We start from the raw sequence: 18,852 nt of genomic DNA on the forward strand, positions 1-18,852 counted from the left end.
ATAGGGAATGGATTTTTTTAAACATAATAGAATTTATGATTTTGTAAAAATGTCAAACTATGGAATCTTATTTTCTTTGATTTTATTTATAGTATCTTTGATTTTATTTATTAAGCCAAGCTTTACACTCGGTGTAGATTTTGCAGGTGGAACACTGATTCAGTTGCAGTATAATGCGCCAGCACCCTTAGCAAAAATTAGGGCGAAGCTAGAGCAGATAGAATCCTATAAAGGTGTGCAAGTGAGTGAGTTTGGCTCACCAGAGGAAATTTTAATCAAGCTTCCTACCGCCACTTCAAGTGTAGAGCAAAATATTGGCGAAGAAGTTGCAGAAGTCTTAAAAGGCACAGGAGAGATAAGTATTCGGCGTGTGGATATTGTTGGTCCAAAAGTAGGAAGTGAATTACAAGAAAAAGGTGCTTTAGCTTTAGCTTTAGCTTTAGTTAGTATTATGCTCTATGTTTCTTATCGCTATGAATGGCGTTTTGCATTAGCAGCTATTTTGGCATTAGTGCATGATGTAGTTATTTCTGCTGGCGCAGTTATTTTGTTTGATATTGATTTAAATTTGGAGGTCATTGCAGCGCTTTTAACATTGATTGGTTATTCTATTAACGATACCATTATTATTTTTGATAGAATCCGTGAGACGATTGGTTTGCGCGTGAATGATAAATTGGAAAATGTCATTAATGAGGCACTTTCTGCAACACTTTCCCGCACAATTCTTACTTCATTGACAATGTTTTTTTCTGTTTTTACACTTTATCTCTTTGGAGGAGAAATTATTAAAGGGTTTAGTTTGCCAATGCTTGTAGGTTCTATTGTAGGTAGTTATAGTTCGATTTTTGTTGCGAGTAGATTGGTGATTTTGTTTAAATTTGATTTGAAGAAATATCATCAAAAAGTTGCGGAAATAGAGCGTAAGGCATTAGAAAAAAAGAAATTGCGTGAAATGTATGAGAAAGGAAGAGTGTAATGGATTGGGGTAAAGTTATTTTTATATTTTTTATCTTGATGAGTTTGACTTCTACGATAGGGTTTTTATATGACCAAAGCTTGGTTATGCTTTTTATTGCAGGAGGAGTAAATATTTTATCCACAATTTTAAAAGTTGGTGTGCGAAGTTATATGTCCGCAGAACTTATGGCTGCTTCGTTGGTAGCAGATTTGCATTTAATCCCTTCTTTTATTTATATGCAAGTCTTTGATAATATGAGTATTGCTGTTGCTCTTGCTCTTGGTGCAGTGGTAGCAAACATTGTGTCCATTATTTTTGTAGCGATTGAGAGTATTAAAAGTTACAATGATTATAATTAGGAGCTAATGTGGAGTATAATGCAAAAGTAATTGAGAAAAAATGGCAAAGTTTTTGGGAAGAAAACAATGCCTATGAACCACAACCTGATAGAACATTACCCAAAAAATATATTTTAAGCATGTTTCCTTATCCGAGTGGTAACATTCATATGGGACACGTGCGCAATTACTGCATTAGTGATGCGATTGCTAGAAAATTTCGCAAAGAGGGCTTTAATGTGCTACATCCTATCGGTTGGGACGCTTTTGGAATGCCTGCAGAAAATGCTGCGATTAAGCACAAAACTCACCCTAAAGTATGGACTTATTCTAATATCGAAAATATGAAGCGTCAGCTTTATAGTTTGGGCTTTTCATTTTCTAAAACGCGTGAGCTTGCAACTTGTGATCCTATTTATTCTAAGTGGGAACAATCATTATTTATTGCAATGTGGAAAAAAGGCTTGATTTATCGTAAAAAAGGTTTTTTAAATTGGTGTCCAAAAGATCAAACTGTGCTTGCAAATGAGCAAGTGATTGAGGGGAAATGTTGGCGTTGCGATACTCCTGTGGTGCAAAAAGAAATGTATCAGTATTACATTAAAATCACAGATTATGCACAAGAATTGTTAGAGGATTTGGATATATTAGAGGGTAAATGGTCTCATCAAGTGCTAACAATGCAGAGAAATTGGATTGGAAAATCGCAGGGTTTAAGATTTGCCTTTTCATTAGAGAAAAAGATAGAATCTGAACAAGGTGTCATAGAATCCATAGAAGTATTTACCACACGCCCAGATACAATCTTTGGTGTAAGTTATTGTGCATTAGCTCCAGAACATCCGCTTGTTAAAGTTATTTTGGAAAATGCAAAATCTTATGGCATCACAAAGGAGCAAAAAGCACAAATTCTAGCAATACAGAATGCAAGTGAAAGGGAGCGCGCTCAACAAGACAAGGAGGGCATACCGCTTGGAATATCTGTAATACATCCATTAACAAAAGCTAAGATTCCTTTATGGATGGCAAATTTTGTTTTAATGAGCTATGGAAGTGGTGCGGTGATGAGTGTGCCTGCACACGATGAGAGAGATTATGCGTTTGCTAAAAAATATCATTTGCCAATTATTCCTGTGATTATGCCAAAAGATTCTAATGTAGAATCTCAAGGGTTTTATTGCGAGAGTGGAATTTTGATTCATTCGGAAGAATACAATGGTTTAGAGAGCGAAGAAGCCAAAGTAAAAATTATAGAATATTTCGAAAAGAATCAATTAGGTAAAGCTGTAGTAAATTTTAAATTGCGGGATTGGGGTGTTTCGAGGCAACGCTATTGGGGAACGCCAATTCCTCTTATTCATTGTGAAAAATGCGGAATTGTGCCAGAATCTTTAGAAAAACTACCTGTGGCATTGCCTGAAGATGTCGTGATTGATGGAGAGGGGAATCCACTAGATAAACACCCTTATTGGAAGCATTGCGCTTGTCCAAAATGTGGTAAAAATGCCATTAGAGAAACTGATACATTAGATACTTTTGTAGAATCTAGTTGGTATTTTTTGCGTTATACAACTCCAAAAGAATTGCGTGAAAATGAAATCCTAAGTAAAGTAGATGAACGTTATTGGATGAATGTAGATGAGTATATTGGAGGAATTGAACACGCAATTTTGCATCTGCTTTATTCGCGGTTTTTTACTAAAGTTTTGCATTCGTTAGGTTATACGGATTCTAATGAACCTTTTTCTCATCTCTTAACACAAGGTATGGTAACAAAAGATGGGGCAAAAATGAGTAAATCTAAAGGGAATGTTGTAGATCCTGAAGAAATTATTGCACAATATGGTGCAGATACCGCACGATTATTTATTCTGTTTGCTGCTCCACCTGTGCGGGAGTTAGAATGGAATGACTCTGCAGTAGAGGGTTCTTATCGCTTCATTAAGCGACTTTGTACGAAGACTGAAAAAATCCGAAAAACTCAAAGTTTGCCTAAAATAGAATCCCAAAATTTAAATGAAAAAGAAAAATATGCTCGTAAAAAAGTTTATGAATCTTTAAAGAAATATCAAGAAACTTTTTGCCACGAAAATGGTTATACTTTTAACACTTTAATTGCGGCGTGTATGGAAGCATTAAATGCTTTAAGTGAGCAAGAAAATCCAGAGATTTGGAGTGAAGGGTATTTTATACTTTTAAATATTTTAGAGCCAATTATTCCTCATATTTGCTGGGAATTGAGCCAAGAATATTTTAATTTGGAAAATTTCAAGGATATCAAACTAGATGAAGAGGCACTCAAAGAAGATTCTATTATGATGGCAATTACGATTAATGGCAAACGGCGTGGAGAAATCAAAGTAAAGATAAATAATAAGGAGAATGAGATTTTAGAGACTGCTAAAGCAGAAGTTTCTAAGTGGATAGAAAATAAAGCTATTATAAAAGAAATCATTGTTCCTAACAAATTGATTAATTTTGTGGTGAAATAATGACGAATCTTTTAAAGAATACTTTTTGCATTATGATTTTTATAATGCTTAGTGCGTGTGGGTATCAACCTATTGCGCATAAAGCACAAGAAGCAGTTGGTGATAAGGTATTTGTAGAGGTGAAAATTAATCCACGTGACCCACAAAATAGCATTGCTTTGAAAGATGAAATTACTAGAGTGATTTTTGAACGTTTGCATACCAATGTGTCTAGCAAGGAGGAAGCAACTTCTATGATTGAGGTGCAGTTGCATAGTATAAGTTTTAATGCTTTAGCAGAGAATCGCACTGGATTTGCGACCTTTTATCGTTGTGTAGCAAGTGTAGAGTTTAGATATACAAATCTTTTAACTCAAACAACACGTGTATTTTCTAAAAGAGGTTATCATAATTTTGCCCTAAATAATACTTCTATTATTACAGATTCTGTCCGTCTTGAAGCGATTAATAAAGCCGTTTTGCAAGCTATTGATGGTTTTATTTCGCAAGTGGGAATTGATGTGCAATAATGCAAAATGCTCAAATTATTGCTAGAGAAGCGTTAAAAGAATTGTTAAAGGAAGGCAAAGAGCCAACCCCAGAGTTTTATGCAGAGGCTTTCTATGCACAGGCAAAAAAAATAGGTGTCAATGTGGGCGAGGTAGATTTTAGTATAGAAAAAATCCTTGAAATGCTAGATAAAGAAATTAAAGAAAGCTTATTTAATCGTAAATTTAAGAATAAAAATGAATTGATTGCTGCTTTAGTTCATTCTATCAATCACCTTTTTTTCTACAAAAGAAACTTTTCTACCCAATTAGAGATTGTAAAATTGCTTTTACGCTTACTTGCAACCCACCCTCATAAAGAAATCAGTATGCTTGCTAAGGGGCAATTATTAGAAATTGATAAGTTGAATGCCAAATCTATACAAATGTGGCGTGAGCGTTGGGCAGAACAGATAAAAGGAATCACAGAATTAGATTTCATAGATTTAGCGAAAGGGTTAGAGATTTTGAGTGGTTTTAAGATTTCAAGTTCGTCTTTTTGTCAGTGGCAACAAGAAGCACGTAATATATTAAAAACTAAATCTAGTAAAGAAGTAAAGATTAATCTTCTGAATAAGTTAGAAAGTATTTTAAAAGAGCAATTTACTAAAATAACGCAAGATACAAAAGAATCTCCACAAGTCAATCCATCTAAAGCGACCCATAAGCCTAAACCTAAAGTTTCCGCACCTTTGAAATACCATCAAGCCTCTTCTTTGCCCATTGATGCGATGACAACACTTGTAAGTCGGCAAGGTATGGAAGAGGTGTTAGAGTTTGCAGAATTGCAATTTCAAAATCATCATAAAAACTATTCTGTCATTGTTTTTGGAATCTCTGCCTATGATAAAATCAAAGGACACTTTGGATTAGAAGCGGCTAAAAGAGTATTAGCGACTTTAGGGCGATTACTTAAGCAATATAGCAATGAAAGTGATTTGATTGCATATTACAGCGAAGAGGAGTTTTTGGCTTGTTTATTAGAACGCGAAAGAGAAGAAGCCATACAATTTATTCGCAACTTAGATTCTATTGTTAGTCAAAGTATTTTTATGTTTCAGCAAACACGTATTAATATTTCTCTAAGCGCACAAGTTTCCCATAGAGTAGAGTCTGAAAGTTTAGAAAATATGCTCAAGGTTAGTTTAGAGGAATTTAGCAAGCACAAAGACTCCAAAGGAATTATTAATTATGAATCTTAATATGCATAATGAAACACAATTAGAACGATTTTTAGATGAAAAAGGGTTAGAGTATATGCCTTTTGACCCTATGCGCGCACCAAAGATTTTCAAACAATTAAAGATTCCGCATTCTTCTACACAAAAAATTATTCAAATCATTGGCACAAATGGTAAAGGAAGTACAGGGAGATTTCTAAGTTTAATGCTCTATAAGTTGGGTATTAAGGTTGGGCATTTTAGTTCCCCTCATTTACTTTGTCTTAGTGAGCGTTTTTGGAAAAATGGTGCAAATCTTTCAAGAGAGGCTTTAAACGAGGCTTTTTTGGCTTTAGATTCTATTGCAGAATCGCAACTAGAGCAAGCAAGTTATTTTGAGGTTTTAACTTTTTTAGCTTTTAGCGTCTTTAGTGATTGTGAAGTTTTGGTTCTTGAAGCAGGGCTTGGGGGGGAATTTGACTCTACAACAACTTGCGTGCAAGCAGAATTATCACTTTTTACTAGCATTGGTTTAGACCATCAAGAGTTTTTGGGAGATACTTTAGAACAAATTGCAACCACTAAATTGAATGCTATGTCAAAAAGAGCCATTTTAGGATTTCAAAGTGATAAAGATGTGGATAAAATAGTAAGAATTGCTAAAGAAATTGCTAAAGAAAAAAATACGCAATTAAAGATTTTAGAGGAGATTCCATTTCAAATTACCCAATTTATAAAAATGAAAAATTATCCAAATTATCAAGCACAGAATCTAGCCTTAGCTTATAATGGCTTGTTGGTTTTAAAAGAAATTTTAGAAAAAGAACAAGAATCACTCCATAAGATTTTAAAAGAGTTTTCATTAAATTCTTTATTGGAATCCTTACCTCCATTAGATTTACAAGGGCGTATGCAAAGATTATCATCAAATATTTATTTAGATGTTGCACATAATGTCAATGCTGCACAAGTCCTTGTAAAACAACTAAAAAATGAGGATTTTAGTCAAAATAAATGTGTTTTAGTCTATAATTCCTACTCTGATAAAAATCCTCGTGCAGTGTTATCGATATTCTTACCTATTATTAAGCGTGTAGAGATATTAGAAATTAGCAACGCACGTATTATGGAAAAGGCACAATTAGAACAAATTTTACAGGAGTTAAACATAGAATTTAAAGACTTTAAGAGGGTTAATCCACAAGAAAATTATTTAGTATGTGGTAGCTTTAGTGTTGTAGCAGAGTTTTTAACACATTTTTTAGATAACAAAATTATTTGGATAGGAAAATAAGTGTGAAGAATCGCTTTGTAGTTACTATCACAGATGTGAATGGTTCTAAACAATACAATATTCATCAATATATGAAGCAAATTGTTTTATATGTGATTTTATTAATTGTAGTGATATTTTTCTTTAGTTTTATTTCCATTAAATTACTTCTAAAAGAAGTAAAGCAGATTGAAACAAAACGAGATTTAATGCAGCAGGAATATCTAAAAATTAATGAAAAAAATGAGCAATTACGTGCTTTGGTAGATGAAAAAACAGAAGAGTTGGTTAAAGTCTCTGATAGAATTGAAGATTTAGAAGGTATTGTGGGTTTAAGCGACCAAACGATTGATACGCCACAGGATTTTAGCCTGATTGAGCGAGTTGATTTGGCGAGGATAACAGGAGCACAAAAGGCATTCGTGATGCAATTAATCCCAAATGGCGCTCCATTACGAGGAAATTATCGTGTAACTTCAGAGTGGGGAACGCGTGTAAATCCTGTATTGCGTCGCACACAGCCACATAATGGTATGGATTTTGGCGTTCCAAGTGGCACACCTATTTATGCGCCTGCAGATGGTGTAGCTGATTTTAGCAATAGTGGTTATAATGGTGGCTATGGAATTATGGTAAAATTAGAACATTCTTTTGGATTCAAGACATTTTATGCTCATTTGAGTAAAATTGTTGTGAATAAAGGAGATTTCGTGCGACGTGGGCAACTCATCGCATATTCTGGCAATAGTGGCAGAAGCACTGGACCTCATTTGCATTATGAGATTCGTTATTTGGGTCGCGACCTTAATCCCCGATCATTTATGGAATGGACGATGAGGGATTATACGCAAATTTTTGAAAAGGAGAAAAACATAAAATGGCAATCTTTGCTAACAATGATAAACAGCTTAGCGGAAATTCAGGAAACACCAGTATTATTGCGCAAGGAACAAAAATAAAGGGTGATGTAGTCAGTGAGTGTAATTTGCATATTGATGGAAGTTTAGAGGGTAATATTGTAGCGAAAACTAATGTTGCAATTGGAAAAAATGGTAGTGTCAATGGTAAAATAAATTCTGAACACTTAGTAGTTAGTGGAAAGTTAATGGGGGATTGTGAGTGTAATATCGTAGAGATTCTACCACAAGGAAGAATTGATGGGAGCATCACTGCAAGAGAGTTGATTATTGAGAAAACAGGAGAATTTGTTGGACAAAGTGTTGTGCATAGAAATAATGAATACACGAATGGATTTGATAAAGTCAGCAAAATGAATTTAGAGAAATCAAAGGTTACCCCATTTGGCTTGAAGAAATCAGAGGATGGCGGTGATTCAAAGTAGCGTTTATGCTTATTTAAAAGAATATAAAAGAGAGTTTAATTCCCATTTTAAAAATGGTTTAATTATCGTAAGTGAAGATAAACAGAGCGCACTAAGTGCGTGTGATGTTGCGCAATTTTTGGGATTTGATACATTTGTGTTACCGGATTTTCGTGCAGTTTTTGGTGAGGATTTGCGTAGCTTTCAAGAAGAATTAAGCGAAATTTTTACTATACTTAGAAAATTTTATGCTTCTAAAGGTGCAAAAATCCTTTTTAGTCCTCTTTCTACCTTACTTCATTCTTTGCCTAATGCAGAATCTCTACAAGGTGTTTCTTTGCAAATTGGTGCTACTTTTGAATTGAAAGAATTTAAAGAAACCCTGTTTTATTTAGGATATGAGTTTGTAGATTTAGTAGAGCTAAGTGGAGAAGTCTCTATTAGAGGAGATATTATTGATATTTTTGCCACACAACCTTATCGTATCACACTTTTTGGTGAGGAGGTGGAGAGTATTCGTATTTTTGATATTCAAAGTCAGCTTTGTGTCAAAGAAGAGTTACAATCTCTTGAGATTCCACCCGCATTTTTTAATTTAAATGCAAAATCCTATGCTATCTTACACGAAACAATTTCAGAGAATCAACCTTTAATTTTAGATGATATTTCTAATAATAGCTTGGCAAGTTTTGGATTTTGGTATTTAGATAGAATTAATGCTTCACAAGATTTTTTGCAAACTTATCCTTTTATATTGTTGCCGAATGTGAAGGAATTGGCAAAGGAAGTTTTAGGGTTTAGAGAGCATAATGAGCAAAGTTTGCAAAGAATCTTAAACGGAAATGTAATTGATAGAAGTGAAGAATATCAAGATTTTGAATACAATTTTAATAGTTTAAAAAACTTTTTGGAATTTCATAAAAATAAACAAATCACAATCATTGCCAAGACAGAAGCACAAGTGCGACGAGCAGAGATTTCTTTAAATGATATGCAATTTAAATTTGTATTAGGTTTAGAGGTTTCGTTGAATATTTTAGGTAGAGATGAACTTATTTTGTCCCTTAATACACCCCAAAAGCGAAAAAAATCTACAAAGGTTAAAATTTTATTAGACGAATTAAATGTGGGGGATTATGTTGTGCATTGTGATTATGGAATCGCAATTTTTAATGGAATCGTGCAAACTAATATTTTTGGGGGAGTGCGTGATTTTATTGAGTTACAATATCTTGGGGAAGATAAATTGCTTTTGCCGGTTGAAAACTTAGATAGAATTGACCGCTATATTGCTAATAGTGGCGGGATTCCGTTACTAGACCGCTTAGGCAAAGGCTCTTTTGCAAAACTCAAAGAAAAAGTCAGGGAAAAACTTTTTGTAATTGCTAATGCAATTATCGCATTAGCCGCAAAACGTGAATTGTTAGATGGAGTGATTTTTGATGTAACAAAGGAGGAGATTTTAATTTTTCAAAATCAAAGTGGGTTTTATTATACACAAGACCAACAACAAGCTATTGCAGAGATTTTTAAAGATTTAAGTTGTGGCCGTGTAATGGATAGATTACTTAGTGGAGATGTAGGATTTGGTAAGACAGAAGTAGCAATGAATGCGATGTTTGTAGCATTTTTAAATGGTTACCAATCTGCAATGATTGCTCCGACTACTTTGTTAGCTTATCAGCATTTTAACACTTTAAAAGAACGTTTTGCCTCTTTTGGATTGAAATTAGCACGTTTAGACCGCTATATAAGTGCGAAAGAAAAAAAGGTAATTTTAGCAAATCTCAAAAATGGTAGTTTAAATGTAATCGTTGGCACACACGCACTTTTAAATGTAGAGTTTAAAAACTTGGCTCTTATGATTGTAGATGAGGAGCATAAATTTGGCGTGAAGCAAAAGGAGAGGATTAAGGATTTAAGCCAAAATATTCATTTGCTTTCGATGTCAGCAACCCCGATTCCAAGAACGCTTAATATGGCACTTTCTCGTATTAAGGGTTTAAGTGAATTAAAAATTCCTCCTAGTGAGCGATTGCCCACGCGCACTTTTGTTAAAACTTATGATGAAACTTTATTGAAAGAAGTCATATTGCGTGAGGTTCGTAGAGGTGGGCAGGTATTTTATATCCATAACAATATTGTTTCCATTCAACAAAAAAAGAAAGAAATTTTAAACTTATTGCCACAATTAAAGATAGCGATTTTGCATTCACAAATTCCTTCACAAGAAGCAGAAGATATTATAATGGACTTTGCAAAAGGTGCTTATCATCTCTTGCTTTGCACAAGTATTGTAGAATCAGGAATTCACCTGCCCAATGCCAACACAATTTTAGTAAGTAATGCAGATTGTTTTGGAATTGCAGATTTGCATCAATTACGAGGACGTGTAGGGAGAGGCAATAAAGAAGGATTTTGTTATCTTTTGATAGAGGATTTCAATGTTATCACAAAAGATGCAAAAAAACGTCTTTTAGCATTAGAAAAAAATTCTTTTCTAGGGAGTGGAGGAGCACTTGCTTATCACGATTTAGAGATTCGTGGTGGAGGAAATCTAGTTGGTGAGGCGCAAAGCGGACATATTAAGAATATAGGTTATTCCTTATATCTGCGGCTTCTTGAAGAAGCTATATTTACTTTAAGTGGAGATGTGCAACAGAAGCGGAATAATGTAGATGTGAAGCTTAGTGTTACAGCATTTTTAAATCCTGAATTAATAGAATCTGAACGTTTGCGTTTAGAGATTTATCGGAGACTTTCTAAGTGTGAAGAAGAAAATGCAGTTTTTTTGATTGAGGGAGAGATTGAAGAAAGGTTTGGACGCTTAGACCTTTATACAAAACAATTTTTAGAACTAATTCGTATTAAAATTATCGCAAGAAATTATGGAATCGCAAGTATTTTGAATTATCAGCAAAACATTTCTTTTGTGGATTTGGAGGGTGAAAAATTAACTATCAAAGCAATAAGTAAAGATGAAGAGGATTTATTGAAAGCTGTTTTTGAGCATTTAGGAAATTTAAAATTACAAAAATCACAAAATAAAAGTGGATAGATTCAAGGAAAGCTAATGCGTATTGGAATGATTGGGGATATTGTAGGTAAAATTGGCAGACAACAAGTGGGGTATTATTTGCGCCAAGCAAGGGAAGATTATAGTTTAGATTTCATAATGGCAAATGGGGAAAATGCAAGTCACGGGTTTGGACTTAGCGTGGCTTGTATGCAAGAACTACAAGAAATGGGTATAGATGTTTTTACAGGGGGAAACCATATTTGGGACAAGAAAGATATTTTACCTTTTTTAGCACTTGAAAATTCTAATGTTTTGCGTCCGCATAATTATCCACAAGGCGTAATAGGGAGTGGAATTTATCGTGGAAATATTAAAAATGAATCTTTTGCTATTCTCAATTTAATGGGGCATTTTGGAATGCCACAATGCGATAACGCGTTTCTTTGTGCTAAAAAAACAATAGAATCATTACATCAAGAGGGTATTATAAATATTGTTTTAGATTTTCACGCAGAAGCGACTAGCGAGAAACGCGCGATGTTTATGATGTTAAAGGGGCAAGTGAGTGTGATTTGTGGCACACATACACACGTAGGCACGGACGATTTAGAAATTTTTAAAGGAACCTTTGGGGTCAGTGATATAGGAATGTGTGGTGCAAGAGAGAGTGTAATTGGAATGGAAGAAAAAGAATCCATTGAACGTTTTTTAACTGGTTTGCCCAATCGTTTAAGTGTGCCAGAAAGAAATGGAATTCCAAGTATTTTTCAAATGATTGTATGCGAAATTATCCGAGGGAAGTGTATAGAAGGTTTCAAATTAAAAGCTATTGATAAGGGATTACTGCAAAAAACACTTGTAGCAGAGTTTGAAAAATAACAAGTTTAAAAATACTTAGATTCTAAAGCTTTAAACCATTTATTGCATAATATAATAAATTAAGTCATCTTGTAGTAGAATTTAATTAGGTCAATTTTAATTGTTGCTATTGTGGAAGAGGAGTTATTGATGTTACCAACTTGGAGTAAAGAAATTAGTGTGCATAACGAGAAGATTGATGAGCAGCATAAAAAGTTGTTTGAAATTGCAGGTCGTGCATATATGATGACGGAAAAAAAATCAAGCAAAGAAGAGGTAATTGGGGTTTTGCGCGAATTGCTTGAATACACTAAGGAACATTTTAAAGATGAAGAGGCATATATGCAGTCCATTTCTTTTCCTCGTTTAGAAATGCATAGAGGAAGACACCAAGAAATCATCAGAGATATGATAAGTGCGGTAACACAAGTGCAAAATCTTAATAATTTAAAAGATGAAATTGCAAAAATTGCAAAAAATTGGCTTTTGGAGCATATTATTAAAGAGGATATGCAAATAGAGAAATTCCGTAGAAACACTTGTCCCCTCCCACCTCAAAAGCCAATAGAGCCAAACATTGAAGAACAAAGATTAGATGAAAGAAAAAAAGAGTATATTTGTGGTTGCCCACAGAAGGTGCATTATGTATCAGAAGAGGTTGATAAGAAAATTCGTGCAGGTGGAGTGTTTAATTGCAAAGTTTGCAAACAAGTCATTTTGCCAAAACAATGAGGGATAATTGATGTTAAATAAAGAGGAACTAAATGAATATGCTTTAATGGCGAACACCTTGCGTTTTCTTTGTGCCGATATGGTGCAGAATGCAAATAGCGGACATCCCGGTGCTCCAATGGGGTTAGCAGATATTGCTGTGGTGCTTGGATTTCATATTAAGTTGAATCCAAAAAATCCACAATGGATTAATCGTGATAGATTGGTTTTTAGTGGTGGACACGCAAGTGCACTTGTATATTCTTTGCTACATTTATGGGGATTTGAGGTAGATTTGGAGGATTTGAAAAATTTCCGTAAATTTGGCTCTAAAACACCCGGACACCCGGAATATAAACATACACCAGGAATTGAAATTACTACAGGACCCCTTGGACAAGGAATTGCTAATGCAGTAGGTTTTGCAATGGCAGGCAAACTTGCTTCTTCAATGTTGGGAGAAGATTTGATTAATCATAAAGTTTATTGTTTGTGTGGCGATGGAGATTTAGAGGAAGGGATTTCTTATGAGGCTGCTTCTCTTGCGGGGCATCATTGCCTTAATAATTTGATTTTGATTTATGATTCTAATAATATTACAATTGAGGGAAATTGCAATATTGCAATGAGTGAAAACATTAAAGCGCGATTTGAAGCGCAAAATTGGGAAGTGTTAAGTATAGATGGACATAATTTTGTGGAAATTAATACGGCGCTAGAGAAAACAAAAAATGCAACTAAACCAATATTAATTATTGCTAAAACACAGATTGCCAAAGGTTCTAAAAACTTTTGTGGCTCGCATAAGGCACACGGAGCACCTTTAGGAGTAGAGGAAATTTGTATTTCCAAAGAAGCCTTTGGCTTGAATCCAAAAAAGCAGTTTTTTATCTCAGAATCCTCCAAGATTCGTTTTAAAAATACAGCAGAATTAGGAGAGTTGGCGAATTTGGAATGGAATAAAATCTTAGCAAAAAGTAGTGAAAAATCTCTTTTAGAAGAAATGTTAAAGCCAGATTTTAGCAGGATTGTTTATCCAAATTTTGACGAATATAAATTGAAAGGCAAAGGAATCGCAACTCGTGCAAGTAATGGGATAATCCTTAATGCAATTGCACAAGCCTTGCCCGGCTTTATTGGTGGAAGTGCAGATTTAGCACCTTCAAATAATACAGAATTAAAAGATAAAGGTGATTTTCCCAATGGAAGTAATTTTCATTTTGGAATCCGAGAACACGCAATGGGTGCAATCAGTAATGCGTTTTCTAACTATGGTTTATTTTTGCCATTTTGTGCAACCTTTTTTGTCTTTAGTGATTATTTAGCCCCAAGTGTTCGGGTGGCAAGTTTGATGCGAAGCAAAGTTTTTTATATTTGGACGCACGATTCTATTGGAGTGGGTGAAGATGGGGCAACACACGAACCTATTGAGCAATTAAGTCATTTTCGTTCTATGCCAAATCTCAATGTATTTCGCCCTTGTGATGCTTATGAAAATGTTGCGTGTTGGCAAGTTGCTTTTGAAGTAGAGGGACCCTGCGCATTTGTTTTAAGTCGTCAAAATTTACCAATTTTACAAAATGTCAGCAAGGATAATGTTCATAGAGGTGCTTATTTAAAGCTTCATTCTAAATTAAATCTACAAAATCCACAAATCACGCTTTTAGCAAGTGGTAGTGAAGTGGAACTTGCGCTTAAAAGTGCTGAAAAATTGGAAGAAGAGGGAATTGCAACACAAGTTATTAGCGCACCTTGTTATGATTTGTTTCTTAAAGAGAGTAAGGGTTATCAAGATTCTTTGTTAAAAGGTAAGGTGATAGCCATTGAAGCAGGTCGTGCTTTAGAGTGGTTTGCTTTTTCAGATGATGTGGTAAGTATGTCTAGTTTTGGTGCAAGCGGTAAGGGAGAAGAACTGTTTAAGCATTTTGGTTTTAGTGTAGAAAATATTATTCGTGTTGCTAAAAGCCATTTAGGATAAAAAAAGGGGTGGAGACTCTTCATCTTTTCTCAAATTCACGTGCAATAAAACATTTTTTTGCACATAATTATGCAGAGAATTTTTTGCCAAATACAAAAAGTATCGCTGAATTCCTAGATTTCATTCTAAGAGTAGATAAAAAGCGAAAAGTTCCATCTTTTTTACGCAATTTTTATTTATATCAGGCAGTTCAAATAAATTATCAACACACACAAAAATTAGGTGATTTTGCTAAGAATTTCACACAATTTTTATTGAACTCCACTTTTTTCTTTAAATTTTATGATGAATTATCCGCAGAATGTGTCTCCATAGATTCCCTAGAAAAACTTGATATTTACGCTTTTTATGATGACCATTTAAAACTTTTGAAGATTATTTTTAAAAGTTATCAGGAAATATTAAATAAAAATAAATTTTTTGATAAGTATTTTTTAGAAGATTATAAAATAACTTTTGAGTTATTAAATGGATTCAATGAGATAATTGTTTATTTAGAGGGGTTTTTGAGTCAATTTGAAATGCGAGTGTTTCGTAAGATTGCCAAACATTTACCTGTTATTTTTAGACTTAGTTTGGATTCTTTCAATCAAGATTATTATCAAAGACTTTTTGGATTATCTTTAGGGTTGGGATTCTATCAAATTGTATTATTTTGTGATAAGTTTAGCTTGAATGATAGAGGGTTACAAAATATTAGTGAGAATAGGCAATCACTGATTCAAGTGCTAGAATTTAAGGATAAAGTAGCAGAAGTGGGTGGTATATTTGCACAAATTGATTCTTGGTTAAAGCAAGGGATTATGCCAGAACAAATTTGTATCATTTTGCCTAATGAGGAATTTGCAAAATATTTGAAGCTTTTTGATAAAGCACGGAACTTTAACTATGCTATGGGAAATACTTTAAAAGAAAGTGCATTATTTCGCAATCTCAATAATTCTTTAAAAGAAAAAATAAAATACAATGCAAAAGGGAGTTTAAACTTAAAACAAGAATATATTCCTAATGTTGGTAAAGGTTCTTTACAAGATTCTACCTTGATGTGTATTCCCGAGTTTAAAAATTTTGATGCTTTTAAAGATTTTTTAGAAAACTTGGAAACAAATTCCAAAGAATCCCAAGACATTAAAGAGAAGTTTTTAGAAGGTTTGGAGCATTTTAGTTTCGCATTAAATCATTTATGCTCTCTTAATGTGCAAGAAAAAATTTTGACTTTTTTAAAGATGATAGAAGAAGTGAAGATTGATGACATTGGGGGTGGGCGTATTAATGTAATGGGAATCTTAGAGACACGGGGGATTTGCTTTGATTATATTATTATTCCAGAATTTAATGTAGAAAATGTGCCAAGTTTTAATGAAAAAGATTTCTTTTTAAACACTGCTATTCGGGAGAAAGTAGGGCTACCAACACAAAAAAGTCGTGAGAATTTACAAAAGCATTATTATGCTCAAATTTTGCAAAAAAGTCGTGAAGCTTGGATTATGTGTCTAAATAATGAAGAAACTAAACCCTCCCATTTTTTGTTGGAGGATTCTATTTTTGGAAATATTCCTATTTTTAAAGCAAGCTTGCAATATAGTGAGTATTTTTTAAATGGTAAGGCGTTGAATTATAAAGAACGTGAGATTATTGCTCCTTTGAGAGTAAAGTTTTTTAGTGCGACAAGTTTGCAGTGTTTTTTAAATTGCAAACGAAAATATTATTATCGTTACATTTTGGGATTTCAAGGAATAGAAACAAAAACAATCAATCTAGGAAACAAGATTCATCAAATATTAAATGAAGTTTATAAGAATACTCAAGATTATCCAATGGATTTGATGTATCAAGAAGTTTGCACGAAGCTTAGTAAGAGTAGCACGACTCAAGAATTTTTTGAAAGTGCTTTGGCTAAAAAGTATTTAAAAAATTTTTTTGAATTTGAAAAAAAGCGTTTGAAAGAGGGTTGGATTCCTTTGGTTTTGGAGCAAGAATTTAGCTTTAAGTTATTTAGTTTTGAATTAAAAGGAAGGATAGATAGAATTGATAAAAAGCAAGATGAAGTGTATGTTCTAGATTATAAATATAAACGCAATTTAAAGGTAGAATCTAAAAATTATGAAAAAGCCACAGATTTTCAATTACCCCTTTATGCCTTGGCACTTCAAGAAGGTGCGATAGAATCACTCGGTGAGTTTAGCAGAATTTTTGCAGGATTTTATGATTTGTATAATACAAAAATCTTATATGAACACGATTTAAATGCTAAGATTGAAGTTTTGAAAGAGAAACTAGAAATTATCAAAAGAGATTCTAAAGCAATAAACTTCACTTTAACACCAAGACGTGATATATGCCGATATTGCGACTTTATCTACCTTTGTAACCGCTATTGATTGCACTTAAAGCTCTAATCACAAAGAGTAGGCATAAACTTATCATTAATGCTTTAAACACATAAACTGATTGTGTGTGTAAGCTATCAAATGCAACATTTGCGATTCCCTCTTCGCCTAGACTTTGTGCTTGTAAAATATAAGGGGTATAATAAAGCGTGAAGAGAAAAATCAAAATAATGTTAATAAGTCCCAAAAGTGGAGCAATTCTAGCTCTGCTCACGCGTAAGGCTAAAATCTCATAAAAGAGAATAAAAACTGCTACAAGATTTAAGATAATATTTAATTTAGTAAAAATACTTGTCATCAAAATACCTGATTGAAATAAAGTGATTTGTAAATCTGGAACAATAGCAGAAGCACGGAAAATAGAGGGCGCACTCAAAGCGCCACACGCAATAATTGCTCCAAGCGTTATGCCAATAAGGAGCAGATAAAGCACTAAAAAATAGGGTTGGAGTTTAAAAAGATTTTGCATAGGAATCCTTAAAACATTTTTGTCAATTATAACCAAAAGTTGTTTGATTTGTGGAATCTTAGGCTATAATTAATGGAGAAATAGGAGTAACAATGAATGAGGAAAAGAATATAAAATGTCCAAATTGTGGCATACAAATTGATGTGCAAGCTATTGTATATCATCAATTGGAACAAAAAATTTATCAAGAAAATTTAGAAACTAAAAAACAATTTGAAATGGAAATTTCTCAAAAACGCAAGGAATATACTCAAGCCCTTGAAAAATTAAAAAAAGAACAAGAATCTTTACAAGAAACAATCAACCAAGCAACTAAAGAATCTTTGAGGCAAGAGAAGAAAAAACTTCAAGAATCTTTGAAGCAAGAATTAATGCAAGAATATAATGAGGCTTTGGTGAGTATGCAAAAAGAGCTAGAGGAGAAGTCCAACCAAGTTAAAGAGTTATATTTAAGTAAGGTTGAAATTGAGAGACTCAAGCGGGAAAAAGAGGAAATGGAGTCTAAAATTAAAGCTCAAGCACAAGAGCGTCTCGTAGAAGAAATCGCAAGTTTTAAAGAAAAAATATATAAGGAAATAGAATCACAAAATGAATTGCGATTCCGAGAAAAAGAACAACAACTAGAAATATTAAGGAAACAACTCCAAGAAGCACAACGCAAAGTAGAGTTAGGTTCGCAACAATTACAAGGAGAAGTGCAAGAGTTGGCGATTGAAGAGTATTTGCAAACTCAATTTCCTTTAGATGATATTTTAGAAGTTAAAAAAGGAATGTATGGTGGAGATTGTGTGCAGATTGTGCATACGAGAGAGATTTTAAATTGTGGAAAAGTTTATTATGAAAGCAAACGCACAAAAGAATTTCAACATGTATGGATTGAGAAATTTAAAGCAGATATGCGTAAAGAAAATGCAGATGTGGGTGTGATTGTTACTCAAGCAATGCCAAAAGAGCTAGAGAGAATGGGACTCTTAGAGGGCGTGTGGATTTGCACTTTTGAAGAATTTAAAGCTTTGTGTATTGCGTTAAGAGAGAGTGTGATAAAAGTGCGGATTGCGCAAAAATTTCAAGAAAACAAACAAGATAAGATGGGCTTTTTATATAACTATCTGACAAGTTCAGAGTTTAAAATGCAAATAGAAGCTATTGTAGAGGGATTTATGCAGATGCAAAATGATTTAGAGACTGAAAAACGCGCAGTGCAAAGGCTATGGAAACAACGTGAAAAACAGATTCAAAAAGTGCTTGAAAGTACAATTGGTATGTATGGCGCTATTAAGGGAATTGCAGGAAATGCAATAGGTAATGTCCAAGCATTGGAGATTCCATTAAAAGATAATTTTACAGAGGAATAA

At 33.6% G+C, this 18,852-nt stretch carries 15 protein-coding genes; 14 read left to right on the top strand and 1 reads right to left on the bottom strand.

Going from position 1 to position 18,852, the window contains the following annotated elements:
- The first annotated feature begins 7 nt into the window (after positions 1-7).
- From secF to Q0Y61_RS00410, 13 genes are all read left to right on the top strand, one after another.
- Positions 8-979 (top strand): protein translocase subunit SecF, encoded by a 972-nt coding sequence (gene secF / locus Q0Y61_RS00350; RefSeq protein WP_297809585.1) that lies wholly within the window; start codon positions 8-10, stop codon positions 977-979.
- Positions 979-1,320 carry a DUF6394 family protein gene (locus tag Q0Y61_RS00355; protein ID WP_297809587.1) on the top strand — a complete coding sequence of 114 codons (342 nt, stop codon included), beginning with the start codon at positions 979-981 and terminating at the stop codon, positions 1,318-1,320. The genes secF and Q0Y61_RS00355 overlap by 1 nt, the downstream gene beginning before the upstream one ends.
- Positions 1,321-1,328: 8 nt before the next feature.
- The gene (gene leuS / locus Q0Y61_RS00360; protein WP_297809589.1) at positions 1,329-3,791 is read left to right on the top strand and encodes a leucine--tRNA ligase; all 2,463 of its coding nucleotides are present in this window, start codon (positions 1,329-1,331) and stop codon (positions 3,789-3,791) included.
- Complete coding sequence (gene lptE / locus Q0Y61_RS00365) at positions 3,791-4,300, top strand: LPS assembly lipoprotein LptE (protein WP_297809591.1); 510 nt, start codon at positions 3,791-3,793, stop codon at positions 4,298-4,300. The genes leuS and lptE overlap by 1 nt, the downstream gene beginning before the upstream one ends.
- Positions 4,300-5,520 carry a diguanylate cyclase gene (locus Q0Y61_RS00370; protein ID WP_297809594.1) on the top strand — a complete coding sequence of 407 codons (1,221 nt, stop codon included), beginning with the start codon at positions 4,300-4,302 and terminating at the stop codon, positions 5,518-5,520. Before lptE ends, Q0Y61_RS00370 begins: the two co-directional genes overlap by 1 nt.
- Positions 5,510-6,772 carry a Mur ligase family protein gene (locus Q0Y61_RS00375; RefSeq protein WP_297809596.1) on the top strand — a complete coding sequence of 421 codons (1,263 nt, stop codon included), beginning with the start codon at positions 5,510-5,512 and terminating at the stop codon, positions 6,770-6,772. The genes Q0Y61_RS00370 and Q0Y61_RS00375 overlap by 11 nt, the downstream gene beginning before the upstream one ends.
- Before the next feature lie 2 nt (positions 6,773-6,774).
- Positions 6,775-7,710, top strand: a complete 936-nt coding sequence (locus Q0Y61_RS00380) for a M23 family metallopeptidase (RefSeq protein ID WP_297809598.1) — start codon at positions 6,775-6,777, stop codon at positions 7,708-7,710.
- Positions 7,629-8,093, top strand: a complete 465-nt coding sequence (locus Q0Y61_RS00385; protein ID WP_297809601.1) for a polymer-forming cytoskeletal protein — start codon at positions 7,629-7,631, stop codon at positions 8,091-8,093. Before Q0Y61_RS00380 ends, Q0Y61_RS00385 begins: the two co-directional genes overlap by 82 nt.
- On the top strand, positions 8,080-11,130 hold the full coding sequence (mfd, locus tag Q0Y61_RS00390; protein WP_297809603.1) for a transcription-repair coupling factor: 3,051 nt from the start codon (positions 8,080-8,082) through the stop codon (positions 11,128-11,130). The genes Q0Y61_RS00385 and mfd overlap by 14 nt, the downstream gene beginning before the upstream one ends.
- 15 nt (positions 11,131-11,145) lie before the next feature.
- A complete protein-coding gene (locus Q0Y61_RS00395) occupies positions 11,146-11,970 on the top strand; it encodes a TIGR00282 family metallophosphoesterase (RefSeq protein WP_297809605.1) in 825 nt (274 codons plus the stop codon).
- Positions 11,971-12,099: 129 nt separating this feature from the next.
- Positions 12,100-12,681 (top strand): hemerythrin family protein, encoded by a 582-nt coding sequence (locus tag Q0Y61_RS00400; protein ID WP_297809607.1) that lies wholly within the window; start codon positions 12,100-12,102, stop codon positions 12,679-12,681.
- 10 nt (positions 12,682-12,691) lie between these two features.
- Entirely contained in the window at positions 12,692-14,638 is a 1,947-nt protein-coding gene (gene tkt, locus Q0Y61_RS00405; RefSeq protein ID WP_297809609.1) for a transketolase, read from the top strand.
- Between the two features lie 83 nt (positions 14,639-14,721).
- Entirely contained in the window at positions 14,722-17,019 is a 2,298-nt protein-coding gene (locus Q0Y61_RS00410) for a PD-(D/E)XK nuclease family protein (protein ID WP_297809611.1), read from the top strand.
- On the opposite strand, the gene Q0Y61_RS00415 is transcribed toward Q0Y61_RS00410, so the two are convergent.
- A complete protein-coding gene (locus Q0Y61_RS00415) occupies positions 16,994-17,497 on the bottom strand; it encodes a DUF4149 domain-containing protein (RefSeq protein ID WP_297809613.1) in 504 nt (167 codons plus the stop codon). The two genes, Q0Y61_RS00410 and Q0Y61_RS00415, sit on opposite strands and share 26 nt — an antisense overlap.
- Before the next feature lie 92 nt (positions 17,498-17,589).
- On the opposite strand from Q0Y61_RS00415, the gene Q0Y61_RS00420 reads away from it, so the two are divergent.
- The gene (locus tag Q0Y61_RS00420; protein ID WP_297809615.1) at positions 17,590-18,852 is read left to right on the top strand and encodes a DUF2130 domain-containing protein; all 1,263 of its coding nucleotides are present in this window, start codon (positions 17,590-17,592) and stop codon (positions 18,850-18,852) included.

Origin of the sequence: uncultured Helicobacter sp. (assembly GCF_947367035.1) — a bacterium.
Taxonomy (GTDB): domain Bacteria; phylum Campylobacterota; class Campylobacteria; order Campylobacterales; family Helicobacteraceae; genus Helicobacter_D.